Annotated in this window: 14 protein-coding genes; 8 read left to right on the top strand and 6 right to left on the bottom strand. The window is 72.4% G+C overall.

The genetic code is table 11. The features are described 5' to 3' along the window. Positions 1–190 precede the first annotated feature (190 nt). The 4 genes from ABD844_RS03795 to ABD844_RS03780 all read left to right on the top strand — a co-directional run bounded on the left by ABD844_RS03795 (position 191) and on the right by ABD844_RS03780 (position 3,299). Positions 191–634 carry an ester cyclase gene (locus ABD844_RS03795; protein WP_344872960.1) on the top strand — a complete coding sequence of 148 codons (444 nt, stop codon included), beginning with the start codon at positions 191–193 and terminating at the stop codon, positions 632–634. A 490-nt stretch (positions 635–1,124) separates the two neighbouring features. Next, positions 1,125–2,282, top strand: a complete 1,158-nt coding sequence (locus ABD844_RS03790) for a radical SAM protein (protein WP_344872959.1) — start codon at positions 1,125–1,127, stop codon at positions 2,280–2,282. A 98-nt stretch (positions 2,283–2,380) separates the two neighbouring features. Then, positions 2,381–2,989 (top strand): dihydrofolate reductase family protein, encoded by a 609-nt coding sequence (locus tag ABD844_RS03785; RefSeq protein ID WP_344872958.1) that lies wholly within the window; start codon positions 2,381–2,383, stop codon positions 2,987–2,989. A 142-nt stretch (positions 2,990–3,131) separates the two neighbouring features. Further along, a complete protein-coding gene (locus ABD844_RS03780; protein WP_344872957.1) occupies positions 3,132–3,299 on the top strand; it encodes a hypothetical protein in 168 nt (55 codons plus the stop codon). Positions 3,300–3,411: 112 nt separating this feature from the next. Here the strand turns inward: ABD844_RS03780 and ABD844_RS03775 are convergent, their stop codons facing one another. Beyond that, positions 3,412–4,947: a GNAT family N-acetyltransferase gene (locus tag ABD844_RS03775; RefSeq protein WP_344872956.1), complete on the bottom strand. Its 1,536-nt coding sequence runs from the start codon at positions 4,945–4,947 to the stop codon at positions 3,412–3,414. Between the two features lie 108 nt (positions 4,948–5,055). Here ABD844_RS03775 and ABD844_RS03770 point away from each other — a divergent pair, with 108 nt between their 5' ends. Next, entirely contained in the window at positions 5,056–5,973 is a 918-nt protein-coding gene (locus ABD844_RS03770) for a LysR family transcriptional regulator (protein WP_344872954.1), read from the top strand. 88 nt (positions 5,974–6,061) lie between these two features. Here the strand turns inward: ABD844_RS03770 and ABD844_RS03765 are convergent, their stop codons facing one another. Further along, on the bottom strand, positions 6,062–6,850 hold the full coding sequence (locus tag ABD844_RS03765; protein WP_344872952.1) for an ABC transporter permease: 789 nt from the start codon (positions 6,848–6,850) through the stop codon (positions 6,062–6,064). Continuing rightward, positions 6,847–7,788 carry an ABC transporter ATP-binding protein gene (locus ABD844_RS03760; protein ID WP_344872950.1) on the bottom strand — a complete coding sequence of 314 codons (942 nt, stop codon included), beginning with the start codon at positions 7,786–7,788 and terminating at the stop codon, positions 6,847–6,849. Before ABD844_RS03760 ends, ABD844_RS03765 begins: the two co-directional genes overlap by 4 nt. Positions 7,789–7,900: 112 nt before the next feature. On the opposite strand from ABD844_RS03760, the gene ABD844_RS03755 reads away from it, so the two are divergent. Together ABD844_RS03755 and ABD844_RS03750 are read left to right on the top strand one after the other, a co-directional pair. Beyond that, positions 7,901–9,010, top strand: a complete 1,110-nt coding sequence (locus tag ABD844_RS03755; RefSeq protein WP_344872948.1) for a sensor histidine kinase — start codon at positions 7,901–7,903, stop codon at positions 9,008–9,010. Next, entirely contained in the window at positions 9,007–9,660 is a 654-nt protein-coding gene (locus ABD844_RS03750) for a response regulator (RefSeq protein ID WP_344872946.1), read from the top strand. Before ABD844_RS03755 ends, ABD844_RS03750 begins: the two co-directional genes overlap by 4 nt. 33 nt (positions 9,661–9,693) lie before the next feature. Here the strand turns inward: ABD844_RS03750 and ABD844_RS03745 are convergent, their stop codons facing one another. Together ABD844_RS03745 and ABD844_RS03740 are read right to left on the bottom strand one after the other, a co-directional pair. Then, positions 9,694–10,698 carry a zinc-dependent alcohol dehydrogenase gene (locus tag ABD844_RS03745; RefSeq protein WP_344872944.1) on the bottom strand — a complete coding sequence of 335 codons (1,005 nt, stop codon included), beginning with the start codon at positions 10,696–10,698 and terminating at the stop codon, positions 9,694–9,696. Between the two features lie 11 nt (positions 10,699–10,709). Continuing rightward, a complete protein-coding gene (locus ABD844_RS03740; RefSeq protein ID WP_344872942.1) occupies positions 10,710–10,835 on the bottom strand; it encodes a hypothetical protein in 126 nt (41 codons plus the stop codon). A 122-nt stretch (positions 10,836–10,957) separates the two neighbouring features. On the opposite strand from ABD844_RS03740, the gene ABD844_RS03735 reads away from it, so the two are divergent. Next, positions 10,958–11,674, top strand: coding sequence for a TetR/AcrR family transcriptional regulator (locus ABD844_RS03735; RefSeq protein ID WP_344872940.1), 717 nt, complete (start codon positions 10,958–10,960; stop codon positions 11,672–11,674). Positions 11,675–11,703: 29 nt separating this feature from the next. Here the strand turns inward: ABD844_RS03735 and ilvA are convergent, their stop codons facing one another. After that, positions 11,704–13,122 carry a threonine ammonia-lyase IlvA gene (gene ilvA / locus ABD844_RS03730; RefSeq protein WP_344872938.1) on the bottom strand — a complete coding sequence of 473 codons (1,419 nt, stop codon included), beginning with the start codon at positions 13,120–13,122 and terminating at the stop codon, positions 11,704–11,706. Positions 13,123–13,176 lie beyond the last annotated feature (54 nt).

Raw genomic sequence — 13,176 nt, 5'->3', positions numbered from 1 at the left:
GAAACTTATCCATTGTCTACGGCACCCCAGGTGGCAGCGCGCCCGGCCCGTCCCCGCATCGGGCGGCCCGGCCGGGGCACGACCTCTGGCGCTTTGCCACCGCCTGACGTCGCCATGACCGGCGGCCAACCGGCACTTGAGTAACGTGACCGGAAAGACCGACAAAGCTCCACCCCATGTAGGAATGCGCATGTCCGTTTACTGGGATCTCAAACACCGGCTCGGCGTGGCGGTCAACGATCACGACCTGCGGAAAGTGCTCGACTGCTACCAGCCGGACGCCGTCTACGTCACACCGGCGGGCATCGCGGAGGGCCACGAGCAGATCGCCTGGCTCCACAACCAGTTCCTGCGGGGCTTTCCCGACTTCCACATGACGGCGTGGTTCGAGCTGGGCGACTGCGACAACCCCACCGTCACGGAATGGACGTACACCGGCACCCACCTGGGCCCCTTCCTCCTGCCCGACGGACAGGAGATCGCGGCGACGGGCCGCCGGATCGCCATCCGCGCGACGTGCAACGCGCACGTCACGGACGGCAGGATCAGCTCCCACCGTGAGTACTACGACCAGTTGGAGCTCTACAGCCAGCTCGGCTACGGCCTCGTCGAACGGGGTCGCCTCCCCGCGTGACCCCGCCCCTCGGGGGTCGACCTCTCCGGGACCGGCGGTGTGCCGGCCGGCCGATGTCCGGAAAATGCCCGGTGAATGCCCGCGTCTTTTTCCTTGGGCCGACCGTGGCCGTTGTGTGAGCATGACGAGGTGCGGGCGTCACCTCGAATGGTGAAAACGCGTTCCCGGTGCGCCCATTGCCGAAATTCCGGGCCGGAATTTCGGTGGTTCGTCCGTCTGCGCGAAATCCCATGCGGATGGCGCCGTACGAGGGAGGTGACGATGACGATTCAGATCTTCGACGTCGAGGAGTCGGAAGACGCGTGCTTCGCGTTGTGCTGGGACCTGGTCTGATCGAACGGGGGTGCCGCCGCCGGGAGGCGGCGGCACCCCGCCGGAATTAGCCCTCATTCTGCCGACGTTGCGAGGCGATGAAATGCGTTTGTTGAAAGGCCGGAGTTCTTGGTGGTGCCTGTACGGATCCAGGATCGCCGCACTGCCGGCCGATGCGGTGACCGTCGACGACCGGGGGCGGCCCCAGGCGGTCGACGACGCGCGCACCGCCCTGGAGCAGGGCGGTTTCTTCCGTGAGCGATCCACCGACGCCTACAGCCTGACCGTGCTGACCAATACCGGATGCAATCTGGGCTGCGGCTATTGCTTCCAGAACGTCGGCACGGTGGACGAGACCGACTACCGCCCCGATCGCATCCCCCTCGTCCGGCTCGACTCCCGGGTCATCGCGGCCACGCTCGAGTTCACCGCGAAAATGATGCGGGATGCCGGGGCGAGCAAGCTGAAAGTCCTGCTGTTCGGCGGCGAGCCGCTGCTGAGCGGCGAAGCCTGCATAGAGCTGCTGAGCCGGGCGCGGGCTTTCGGCATGACATCGGCCGCGATGGTCAGCAACGGCACGCTCCTGACTCCGGAAATCGCCGAGCGACTCGTGAATGCCGGACTCAACGGGACACAGATCACTTTCGACGGCGACCAGGCCACCCACGACCGGATCAGGATCACCAGGACCGGCGGCGGAACATTCGACCAGATCCTGGGTAACGTCGCGGCCGTGGCGGCGTCGGTCGACATGCGCTGGCAGTTCCGCGTCAACGTGTCGCATCGCAACAGTTTCTCCGTGCCCCGGCTCCTCGACCAGCTCGCCGAACGCATCGAACCCGCGAAAGCCGGTGTCGACATCGCGCTGATCGACGACGTCGGCATCGGCTATGACAATCGCCTGGAGTTCGATGACACGCTCGCCCGGATGCATATCTCGTGGTATCAGCACGCGCTGGAGCTGGGATTCTCGGTACGCCCGCCCAGGGCGGGTTTCTGGTGCGACTTCTGCAGCCCCAAGGCCGGACGGCGCGGCACGGTCGTCAACGCGGACGGCACCCTGTACAGCTGCTGGGAAACCGTGGGCAAACCCGGGCTGGAGGTCGGTGACGTGTGGCAGGGATATCTCGCTTCCGAGATCATCGAACCGCGCTGGCACTCCTGCGACTACGCGACCGCCGCACACGGCACTCCGCAGCAGTCCAGAGACTTCCACGACACGATCGACGCGGCACTGCTCGACGAACTGTCCGCGCGCGGCGCCCTCTCAGGCCGTGAACGGCGCCCTCCAGAGCGCACGTCAATGCCCTATGACGCGGGGCCCACCGGACCGTAGGGAAGCCTGAAGAATTCCGTAAACGGCTTCCGCCACTCTGGAGCACATGAGAGCGGCGGGCGGACGAGCCCGCCGCCCCACGTGCGAAGGAGAGACACATGGCGAGCAAACTGGTGGTCGGGACCTTTGTGACCCTGGACGGCGTGATGCAGGCCCCCGGCGGTGCGGGCGAGGACGCCTCCAACGGCTTCACCTATGAGGGCTGGGTGCCCCCGCATCTGGACGAGGGGTTCGACCGCATCATGGGGCCGCTGTTCGAGCGCGCGGACGGTATGCTGCTGGGCCGCAGGTCGTACGACATCCTCAACGCGCACTGGCCCAACGTCCCCGACGAGGAGGGCGGCGCCAAGATCAACAGCATGCCGAAGTACGTCGCCACCCGCACGCCGATGAACGCCACGTGGCGCAACACCGAGGTGCTGGCGGGCGAGGCCGCCGAGACCGTCGCCGAGCTCAAGCGGCGCACCGAGGGCACGATCCTCGTCCAGGGCAGCAGCGACCTCCTCCGCACCCTGCAGAGCGCCGAACTGGTCGACGAGTACCACCTGCTGGTCTTCCCCGTCGTCCTCGGCCAGGGGAAGCGGCTGTTCGCCGAGGGCACCACGCCCGCCGGGCTGAAGCTCACCGGATCGAACACCACGGACTCCGGCGTCGCGTACCTCACGTACGAATGGGCGGGCAAGCCGAGCTTCGGCACCCTCGCCTAGCGGTTCCGCAGGCGTGGCAGCCCTTCGGATGGCGGCCCACGGGGACTCGTCGGGGAAAGAGCGGCACCGCTTGGCGGAAATCGTGGCCATGGCGCGGCCCGGCTGCCCCGGTCGTGGGCGTGCGCGGTGTTAGCGTCCGCCTATGGCGCCCGATCAGCCCGACGACGACCGCCCGCCCGGCAAGCCCCCGCCCGGCAAGCCGACGGTGCGGCGCCGCGTGCTGGTGATCCTCGGCATGATCCTGCTCCTGCTGTTCTTTCTGCTGATGGGGATGGCCTCGTTCCTCCTGGTCGTCCCAGAACTGGACTGAGTCGCCGGGCTCGGACGGGGGCTCTGGTCGCTGCGTCCCTGCCCTCGGGGACGGGGACCCCTCCAGAAGGAGTCCCGCCACTGGCTGAGTGAGGCCCGGCCAGGTCAGCCCCTCACGCTCGCGAGCGGTAGTGGTAGCTGTGGGACTTGGTGAAGCCCAGTCCGTCGAAGAGGGCTCGGGCGGCGTGGTTGTCCTCGACGACCTGGAGGTAGAGGCGGGAGGCCCCCTGCTCTCGCGACCACCGGGCGGCCTCGGCCAGCACCGCGCTCGCCACGCCCGCCCGCCGGTGGCCGGGGTGGGTGGCCAAGCAGAACAGCCCCGCCCAGCCGTCCTCCGCGACCACCAGCCCCAGTCCAGCGACGTCCCCGGCGACCGCCGACCCCGGCCCTGCGGCATCCCAGGGGACCGCCGACCCCGGCCCTGCGACGTTCGGCGTGACTGCCGGGCCTCGGCCGGAGGTGGTCCTGGCGAGCAGTGCCTTTGCGGGCGCGATGCGCCGGATGACGTCCATGTCATCGGTGTGGCCGGTCACCGCCTCGAACAGGGCGGGCCAGCGGCCCTGGTCGGCCACCCGCTCGACGCCGCCGGATCCCCCCGTCGCGGCCGGCACGGCGTCGACGTCGGCGGTCATGACGAGCGTGCCACCGCTCTTGGCGTAGCCGTGGGACTCCAGGAGCGCGTCCAGCTCCGCGTGCTGTTCCGCCGGGGTGACCTGGACCGTCGCGGGCATCGCCCGTCCGGCGTAGAAGCTCTCCAGTGCCTGGATGGACGGGGTCGCGTCCAGGATGGGCAGGGCCGAGTTGGCACGTCTGCGGTTCACGCCCGGAGTGTGGCGCAGCAGCCAGCCGTCGCGTTCCTCGGTGTGCCGGGCGGGCCAGGCGCGGGCGGCGCGTCGTTCGATCTGCGACGGGCGGGACGCGGCGCACAGCCACACGAGGCCCGGGACCAGGCTCCTGAGCATTTCCTCGTCGCCCGGGTCGCAGGGCGCGTACTCGGTGATGCCCAAGCCGACGATCTCGTGCCGGGCGGCCAGGGCGGCGACCGCCTCGGTGAGGGCGCTCGGGGACAGGCCGCCGGGCTCCGGGTAGCCGACCGACCTGATGCCGTCGAGGACGTCGAGGTCGATGTGGACGTAGAGCACGGCGTCGTCGCGCACGGTGGCGAGGCCGCCGATGCCCACGCGCCGGATGTGGTCGGCCTCGGCGGGGTCGAGCGAACGGGTGCCCGCCAGGGCGATCTGGCCGGGGCTCAGGGCGGGCGAGCGTACCAGGTCGGACGGCCCTTCGCCCTGGAGCGTACGCAGGATCATGCCGTGGAAGGCGCCCGACGGGGACGTGGCGGGAGTGTTCAGGTCGCCGTGGGCGTCGAACCAGACGACGGTCAGCCGGTCGCCGTGGCGACGCAGCGCGGCCGTGACCGGTTCGAGCTCGACGCCGCAGTCGCCGCCGACCGTGACGGTGAGGCCGTCGCCGGGCAGCGCGCGCCTGACCCGGTCGGCGGTCTCGGCAAGGGTGCCCTCGGCGTCCACCCGGACGTGCCGGGCGGCCCCGGGAACCATCGCCGCCAGCCTGGACGCGCCCTCGACCAGTCTGGGCGCCGTGGGTGACGACGACCCCTGCCACTGGGGGACCTCGACGACGGTCAGCATCCGACCCCTCCTCACCTCGAGTTCCGCGGGTGGCCGCAGCACAGTGTGGCGTGGTCGAATTGGCAACGTCCACTTAGTAATCGTGAGCTGATCTATAAGGATTCCTTGATGCTCGACCCCACCAGGCTGTGGCTGCTGCGCGCGTTCGCCGAGCACGGCACGATGACCGCCGTGGGCGAGGTCTGCGGCATGACCTCGTCCGCCGTCTCGCAGCAGCTCGCGACCCTGGAGCGCGAGGCGGGGGTCGCGCTGTTCGAACGGGCGGGGCGCCGGGTCCGGCTCACCGCCGAGGGGCGGCGGCTGGTCGGGCACGCGTACGCCGTGCTCAACGCCTTGGACGCCGCCGAGCAGGACCTCCGGTCGGCCACGACCCCGAGAGGACCCGTCCGGGTGGCCTGTTTCGCCACGGCGGCCGTTCGACGGCTGCTGCCCGCGATGGCCGCCGCCCGCGACCGCCACCCCGGCCTGCACGTGATCCTGTGCGAGCTCGAAGCCCGTGAGGCCGTCGAAGCGCTCCGCGACGGCGGCTGCGACCTCGCGATCGCCTTCACCTACAACCTCATCCCGCAGGACACTCCGCCCGGCGTCACGCGGCGGCTCCTGGGCGTCGAGCCCATCCTGATCGCCCTCCCTGCGGGCCATCCGGCGGCGGACGGCGACGTGGACCTGCGCTCGCTGCGCGAGGAGCAGTGGATCGCGGGGTCCCAGGGCACCACCGACCACGAGATGTTGCATCGGGCCTGCGCGTGGGCGGGGTTCCAGCCCAGGATCGTGCACACGGCCGACGACTACGCGCTCGTGCTGCGCATGGTCCGTGAAGGGCTGGGCGCCAGCCTGGTGCCCGAGGTGGTCGCCACGGTGGTGGGCGTCCCCGAGGGGGTGGTGCTGCGGGCGGTCTCCTCGGTGGAGATCACCCGCACCACGCACGCGCTGGTCCGGACGTCGACCCCGGCGGTGGAGGCCGTGCTCGGGCTGCTCGGCGACCGGCCCGGCCCGCCGACGGCCCACGCCCGCGGCTCGGGGTGAAACGACCGGCCCGCGCCCGCGCCCCGGAGCGACACGACCGGCCCGCGCCCACACCCCGGGGTGACCTTCTGGGCGCTCGCCGTTCCTCTTACTCCCAGCGGAAGAACACGGCCGCGACGCCACCACAGGCGAGCACGGTCGAGCCGAGGCCGATCAGGTGGGCGGGCTCGACGGGATGCCCGAGCCAGGTCAGCGACAGGGCCTCGGCCGCGGCCCCGAACGGCAGCCACTCCCCCGCCGTCGCCAGCACGTCGGGAAGGCCGTCCTGTCCGCCGAACATCCCGCCCAGCGCGCCCAGGGCGAAGAACAGGACGAGGCCGATCGCCACGGCGGAGTTCGGCGTGGGCGCCAGCGCGGCGACGACCATGCCCACGGCGTACATCGCCGCCGTGGTCAGGACCAGCACGCCGAGGGCCGCCCCCGCGTCCGCCGGGGGCCTGGCGCCGAACGCCAGCGTGGCGAGCAGCCACGCCGCCGCGACCCCCACGGCGGTCTGCAGCACGCCGACGGCCACCTGAGCGACGAGCACCATCGCGGGCGAGGCGGGCGTCACCGCCAGCCGCCTCAGGATCCCGGTACGGCGGTAGTACGCCAGGAAGCTCGGCATGTTCACGATCCCGGTCATGGCCACGACCATCGTGAACACCAGCGGCAGCACGTAGACGTCGAGCGCCGTCCTGCCGCCCGCGACGGCCTGGCCGCCGGCGCCGGAGGCGTTCATCACCAGGATGAGCATCGGCAGCACGACCGGCACGATCAGCCCGGCCGTGTCGCGGGCGACCATCTTCAGCTCGCTGACCAGGAGCACGCCCCACGAGCGCGGGCCGGGGCGGTGCACGGCGGTGGTCGCCGGGACGCCGTCGAGGACGCGTTTCATCGGCCGGCCTCCTCGCGGTCGAGGGGCCGGCCGGTCAGGGCGAGGAAGGCGTCGTCGAGGGTGGCCCGCTCGACGCGCGTCCCGGTCGCCACGACGCCCGCGCGCACGAGCGCGACACTCACCGCCTGGAGCAGGTCGCCGTGGCCCTCCACGACGACCTCGCCGCCGTCGGAACGTACCCGGTCGACCTCGTCGAGGCGTTCCAGCAGCCCGCCGGGCACCGGCTCGGCGGCACGGAACCGCACCCGCTGCGCGAACCCGGCCCGCCGGACCAGCCCTGCGGGCGAGTCGAGTGCGACCACCTTGCCCGCGTCGAGCAGCGCGACCCGGTCGCAGAGCCGCTCGACCTCCTCCATGGCGTGGCTGACGAGCAGCACGGTCACGCCCGACTCGCGCAGGCTCTCCAGCGTGGACCACATCTGGCGGCGGGCCTCCGGGTCGAGCCCGGTCGTCAGCTCGTCCAGGATCACCACCCGGGGCCGCCCGGCCAGGGCCAGCGCGATCGACAGTCGCTGCTGCTCACCCCCGGAGAGCTTGTCGAAGCGGACGTGGCGGGAACCGGCCAGGCCGACCGACTCGATCAGCTCGTCGGTCTCCCTCGGCGACCGGTAGAAGCTCCGGTAGAGGCGGACCAGCTCGACGACGGTCAGTGCGGCGTGCAGTTGGGCGTCCTGGAGCTGGACGCCGAGGAGTTGGCGCAGCCGGACGCGGTCGCGCCACGGGTCCAGGCCGAGCACCCGTACGGTGCCGCGGTCGGGCCGTCCGAGCCCGGCGATCAGCTCGACGGTGGTCGTCTTGCCCGCTCCGTTGCGGCCGAGGAGGCCGAAGATCTCACCGGCGGGGACGGACAGGCTGATCCCGTCCACGGCGATCGTCGCTCCGTAGCGCTTGTGCAGGCCGTCCGCTTCGACGGCGAGTGAGGACACGGTTTCTGGCATGCCGCCGACGCTAGGGGCGGGGAGGCGGGCGTGGCCCGTGCCGATGGTCAGCGTTCGCGGGCATGACTTTCGGCACCCCCGTGGCGGGCGGATCGGGCATTACAGTGACGGCATGCCGCGAATCGAGCCGGACGTCGGGGCGGGCGTGGTGATGCTCATGGGCTGCGGGGCGGTGGGCCTGCCGACCGTGCTGGGCGCGTCCGAGACGCTGGTGCCGCGCGCGCTGTGGCTCGTGACGTACGCGGCGCTGCTGGCCGCGGTGCTGGCCGCCGCCCTCTACGAGGGTCACCGGCCCCGCCGGGCCACCGCCGCCTACGCCCTGTCGGTCGTGCTGGGCTGGACCGTGGTCGCGACGGCGCCGGGCGCCGGCTGGCTGCCGATCCTGCTGGTCTTCGTCGCCGCGGTGAGCGCGTACATCGTCCCGCCGTGGGCCGGGGCGGCGGTCATCGTGCTCAACTCGGTCGTCATCGCCGTGACCATGGCCCACGCCGGCGGCGGGACCGCCGACGTCACCATCGGCACGCTGCTCTACGTGCTGATCCAGATCGCCACGCTGCTCAGCTCGTTCGCGATCATCCGGGAGCAGCGGATGCGGCGCGAGCTGGCCGAGGCGCACCTCGAACTGCGGGCCGCGAGCGTCGTACTGGCCGACTCCGCGCGGGCCCGCGAACGCCTGCGGATCGCCAGGGAGCTGCACGACGCGATCGGACACCAGCTCACCGTGCTCGCCCTCGAACTGGAGGTCGCCCGCCACCACGACGGCCCCGCCGCGCGCGAGCACGTCGAACGGGCGAACCGGGTCGCCCGCGACCTGCTCGACGACGTGCGCGAGACCGTCGGCCGGCTCCGCGCCGACGGCCTCGACCTGCGCGAGTCGCTCACCGCCGTGGTATGCGACATCCCCGGCCTCGACGTCGGCGTGCGCATCGACGACGACGTGCCCGCCGGGGAAGACCTCACCGCGACACTCGTACGCGTCGTGCAGGAGATCGTCACCAACACCATCCGCCACGCGGACGCCACCCGCCTGCGGATCAGCATCGAGACGACCTCCGACGGCGCCGTACGACTCACGTCCGTGGACAACGGGCGCGGCAGCCCCGCCCTCACCCCCGGCAACGGGCTGCGCGGCCTGACCGAGCGGATCAACGCGCTCGGCGGCGACGTGCTCCTCGACGGCAGCGACGGCTTCCGCGTCACGGCCAAGGTGCCGGCCCGATGATCCGGGTGCTCGTGGTCGACGACCAGACCCTCGTGCGGCAGGGCATCCTCGGCCTGCTCGACCTGACCGACGACATCGAGGTGGTGGGCGAGGCCGACGACGGCATGGCCGCGCTGGCGGCCGTCGACGCGCACTCCCCCGACGTCGTCCTGCTCGACCTGCGCATGCCGCGCCACGACGGCATCTGGGCCCTCGCCGCGCTGCACGAGCGCTCGGCGGGAACGCCGCCGCCGGTGCTCGTGCTCACCACGTTCGACCACGACACCCTGGTCCTCGACGCGATGCGGGCGGGGGCGCGCGGCTACCTGCTCAAGGACGTGACGCTGGAGCAGCTCACCCGCGCCATCCGCACCCTCGCCGACGGGGGCACGCTGATCTCGCCCTCGATCACCGACCGGCTGCTGCGCGCCGTCCGGCGCGGCCGGCCGCCCGCCGACGGTGAGCTGCCGCCGGTGCAGCAGCTCACCGAGCGGGAGCTGGAGGTGCTGCGGCTGGTGGCGGAGGGCTACAGCAACCGCGAGATCGCCCAGGCGCTGTTCCTGGCCGAGGGGACGGTGAAGAACCACGTCTCGACGCTGCTGCTCAAGCTCGGGGCGCGCGACCGTACCAATGCGGTGCTGCGCGCACTCCACGAGAACGTGCTCGGCTGACGGCGGTGCACGAGGCTCCGGCTTCGCGGGCTCCTATCGGCGCGGGTCGATGTGGATCTTCGGGCCCGGCCCCGCCCAGGGCGGGCGGTGACCGGCCAGGACGTCGGCGGTCTCGGCCAGGCCGACCGTGGCGGCCACGAGCGGGCGGGCGTCGACCGAGCCGTCGGCGTAGGCGGCGACGGCTCCGGCCAGTCCCACCGAGCCGCCGAGGATTCCGACGGCGGTGACGTCCTTGAGCACCAGGTCCCGGGTGTCGATGGTGCTCGGCGTGCCGGCCAGGCCGACGCAGACCACCCGTCCGGCCGGTTCGACCAGCTCAAGCGCGAGCGCGGGCAGCTCGGGGGCGTTGGCGGCGGCGTCCACGACGGCGTGCCAGGCCAGGTCCGGCAGTGACGGACGGGTCCAGGCGCCCGCGAAGCCCAGCTCGCGAGCCAGCCGGAGCCCGTCGCGATCGCGGCCGAGCAGATGCGTCTCCACCCCGTGTGCCCGCGCGAACAACGCCACCAGCAGCCCGATCGTGCCGGTCCCGAGGACGAGCAGCCGCTCGCCCGGCCGCAGGGCGGCGGCGCGGACGGCACGCAGGGCGTTTCCGCCCGGCTCCACGAGCGCGCCGAGCGTCTCGTCCACCGCGTCAGGGAGCGCGTACAGCGCCGCGACCGGGACGGCGACCCGCTCGGCCAGCGCCCCCGCCCGGCCACGGCTGATGCCCAGCTCGGCCAGCTCGGCGCACACGTGGTGGCGGCCCTCGCGGCAACGCTCGCAGCGCCCGCAGCCGAGCATGGTGTCGCCGGTGACGCGGCGGCCCAGCCAGGACGGGTCCACCGCCGCACCGACGGCCGCCACCCGCCCGCACCACTCGTGCCCGGGACGCAGCGGATACCAGGCGCGGCCGGTGCCCAGATAGCTCATGTGGCCGGTGAACAGTTCGAGGTCGGTGCCGCACACCCCGGCGCGCTCGACGGCCACGACCACCTCGCCCGGTCCCGCGACGGGCGGCTCGACCTCCTCGACCGCGGCCTCGCCCGGGCCGGTCAGCACCAGCGCCCGCACTAGCGGGGGCCCAGGACGTCGTGGGCGCCGTCCAGGCGGACGGTGGGCCGGTCGGCGGTGGGCGGGCCGATGCGCATGAGGTGCACGGCGAGTCCTCTCCCCGGTCGGTTGTCAGGACATGTCATGAAGGATTCTCTCCGGAACCGGCGGGTTCTCCCCCGAGCCGGTGGTCCGCCCGCAGCTCGCGGGCGTGGATCTGCCGATGCTGATCGTGGCGGATATCCTTCGGGGAGATCGAGAGGAATCCATGATGACCAGCAGCCCCGGCCCCGCGACCACTCCCGTGGCCCCGGGGGGCACACCGGCTGCGCCCCGGCGGCGTGACGCGGCCAAGACCCGCCGGCAACTGCTCGACGCGGCCCTCCAGCGTTTCGCCCACGACGGGTACGCGGCGACCACCGTACGCGAGATCGCCGACGACGCCGGTGTCAACGTCGCGCTCATCAACCGCTACTTCCAGTCCAAGGAGGGCCTGTTCGAAGCCTGTCTGGAGGCGGCCGTCGAGGAGTTCCGCCGGGCCGCCGACACCGGGCCCGACACCGCTCAGGGCACCGCTCAGGGCACCGCTCAGGGCACCGCTCAGGGCACCGCTCCTGACACGGTGATGGGCCCCGGCCTGATCTCCGACGCCATCCAGCAGATCATCCGCGTCATCTCCACGGGACGCCCGTACCAGTTGCTCCTGCTGTTGCTGCGCTCCTCCGGGGACGAGCGGACCGAGCACAAGCGGGTGGCGCTGCTGCGCTCGTACGCGGAAGGGCTGGCCTCGACCGCGGGCTGGCGGCACGACGAGCCCGGCGGCGATCAGCTCATGCTGCGCGCTCAGCTCGTGCTGTCGATCGCCATCGGCATCGCCACGCTGCGCGCCTCCACGCCGCTCGAGCCCCTCGCCTCGGCCGGTGCGCAGGACCTCGCCGACCCCCTGCGCGAGGTCATCGCCACACTGCTGCCGGGCCGGTCATAACGCGAGGCCGGTCACAGACACCGCGCCGGTCACAGCACGAAGCGGAAGAGCGGGCTCGACGGGTCGATCTGCTCGATCCGATGATGGGCGGCCTCCATGCGCTTGAGCAGCGCGGGCAGGTCGTTGGGGTTGGACAGCTCGATGCCGACCAGCGCGGGGCCGGTCTCGCGGTTGTTGCGCTTGACGTACTCGAACAGGGTGATGTCGTCGTTGGGGCCGAGCACCTCGTCGAGGAAGCGGCGCAGCGCGCCCGGCTCCTGCGGGAACTCGACCAGGAAGTAGTGCTTGCGCTCCTCGTGGACCAGGGCGCGTTCGACGACCTCGGCGTAGCGGCTGACGTCGTTGTTGCCGCCGGACAGCACGCAGATCACGCTCGCCCCGGCCGGGACGTCGAGCACGGACGGCACGCCCAGCACGGCGGTGGCCAGCGCGCCCGCGGGCTCGGCGATGATCCCGTCGGTCTGGTACAGCGCCAGCATCTCGCTGCACACCCGGCCTTCAGGAACGGCGACCAGCTCCGCGCCGGAGGCGGCGATCAGCGGGTACGTGACGTCTCCGGCCCTGCGCACGGCGGCGCCGTCGACGAACGTGTCGATCGTGCCCAGCGTGACCGGCTCCCCGGCCGCCAGGGCGGCGGCGACGCAGGCGGCCCCGGCGGGCTCGACCCCGACGACCTGGGCGCGCGGGTGCCGTGCGGCCAGCCAGGCGAGGGAACCGGCCAGCAGCCCGCCCCCGCCGACCGGGAGCACCACCAGGTCGGGGGTCGTACCGAGCTGGCCGACGGCCTCGCGGATGACCGTGCCCTGACCGGCGATCGTGCGCGGGTCGTCGAACGCGGGCACCAGCGTCGCCCCGCCGGCCCGGGCGTCGGCGACCGCGGCGGCGGACGCCTCGTCGTACGTCTCGCCGCCCACGACGATCTCGATCATGTCGCCGCCGAGCGTGGCGATGCGGTCGCGCTTCTGCCGTGGCGTGGTGCGCGGCAGGTAGACCCGGCCCCGCACGCCCAGGGCCGAACAGGCGTAGGCCACGCCCTGGGCGTGGTTGCCGGCGCTGGCGGCGACCACGCCCGCGGCCCGGGAGGCGTCGTCGAGCTGCGCGATCAGGTTGAACGCCCCGCGCACCTTGTACGAGCGCACGGTCTGCAGGTCCTCCCGCTTGAGCCAGATGTCGGCGCCCGTCCGCTCCGACAGGCGCATGCTGCGTTCGAGCGGGGTGGTCGCGACGACGCCCGCCAGGCGCAGCGCGGCGGCGTCGACCGCATCGGCGTCAACCGGCACGTCGACCGGCACGTCGACCGGCACGTCAACCGGCACAGCCGCGACCGCCGCGCCGGGGACCGCTCCGGCGTCGGCGGGCGCGTTCTCCCCCAGCGTGGCGCCTTTTCCCGGCAGATCGGTCACGTGCCGCCCTGTCTCAACGCGGATCGGCGCGCTGTCTCGTTCCATCCCTGAAGTCATAGCCCATCGTGCCCGTCAACCCCAACTCGGAGCCCTCACCCC

It is taken from the genome of Nonomuraea antimicrobica, from assembly GCF_039536965.1.
In the GTDB taxonomy this organism is placed as follows: Bacteria; Actinomycetota; Actinomycetes; order Streptosporangiales; family Streptosporangiaceae; genus Nonomuraea; species Nonomuraea antimicrobica.
The sequence above is the reverse complement of the archived record's forward strand: the minus strand, read 5'-3'. Positions and strand labels throughout refer to the sequence as shown.

What these genes read in the sequence shown, in the direction of transcription:
- ABD844_RS03795 (WP_344872960.1), top strand. Translation starts at nt 191, where the DNA reads ATGTCCGTTTACTGGGATCTCAAACACCGGCTCGGCGTGGCGGTCAAC.
- ABD844_RS03785 (WP_344872958.1), top strand. Translation starts at nt 2,381, where the DNA reads ATGGCGAGCAAACTGGTGGTCGGGACCTTTGTGACCCTGGACGGCGTG.
- ABD844_RS03780 (WP_344872957.1), top strand. Translation starts at nt 3,132, where the DNA reads ATGGCGCCCGATCAGCCCGACGACGACCGCCCGCCCGGCAAGCCCCCG.
- ABD844_RS03775 (WP_344872956.1), bottom strand. Translation starts at nt 4,947, where the DNA reads ATGCTGACCGTCGTCGAGGTCCCCCAGTGGCAGGGGTCGTCGTCACCC.
- ABD844_RS03770 (WP_344872954.1), top strand. Translation starts at nt 5,056, where the DNA reads ATGCTCGACCCCACCAGGCTGTGGCTGCTGCGCGCGTTCGCCGAGCAC.
- ABD844_RS03765 (WP_344872952.1), bottom strand. Translation starts at nt 6,850, where the DNA reads ATGAAACGCGTCCTCGACGGCGTCCCGGCGACCACCGCCGTGCACCGC.
- ABD844_RS03760 (WP_344872950.1), bottom strand. Translation starts at nt 7,788, where the DNA reads ATGCCAGAAACCGTGTCCTCACTCGCCGTCGAAGCGGACGGCCTGCAC.
- ABD844_RS03755 (WP_344872948.1), top strand. Translation starts at nt 7,901, where the DNA reads ATGCCGCGAATCGAGCCGGACGTCGGGGCGGGCGTGGTGATGCTCATG.
- ABD844_RS03750 (WP_344872946.1), top strand. Translation starts at nt 9,007, where the DNA reads ATGATCCGGGTGCTCGTGGTCGACGACCAGACCCTCGTGCGGCAGGGC.
- ABD844_RS03740 (WP_344872942.1), bottom strand. Translation starts at nt 10,835, where the DNA reads ATGACATGTCCTGACAACCGACCGGGGAGAGGACTCGCCGTGCACCTC.
- ABD844_RS03735 (WP_344872940.1), top strand. Translation starts at nt 10,958, where the DNA reads ATGATGACCAGCAGCCCCGGCCCCGCGACCACTCCCGTGGCCCCGGGG.
- ilvA (WP_344872938.1), bottom strand. Translation starts at nt 13,122, where the DNA reads ATGGAACGAGACAGCGCGCCGATCCGCGTTGAGACAGGGCGGCACGTG.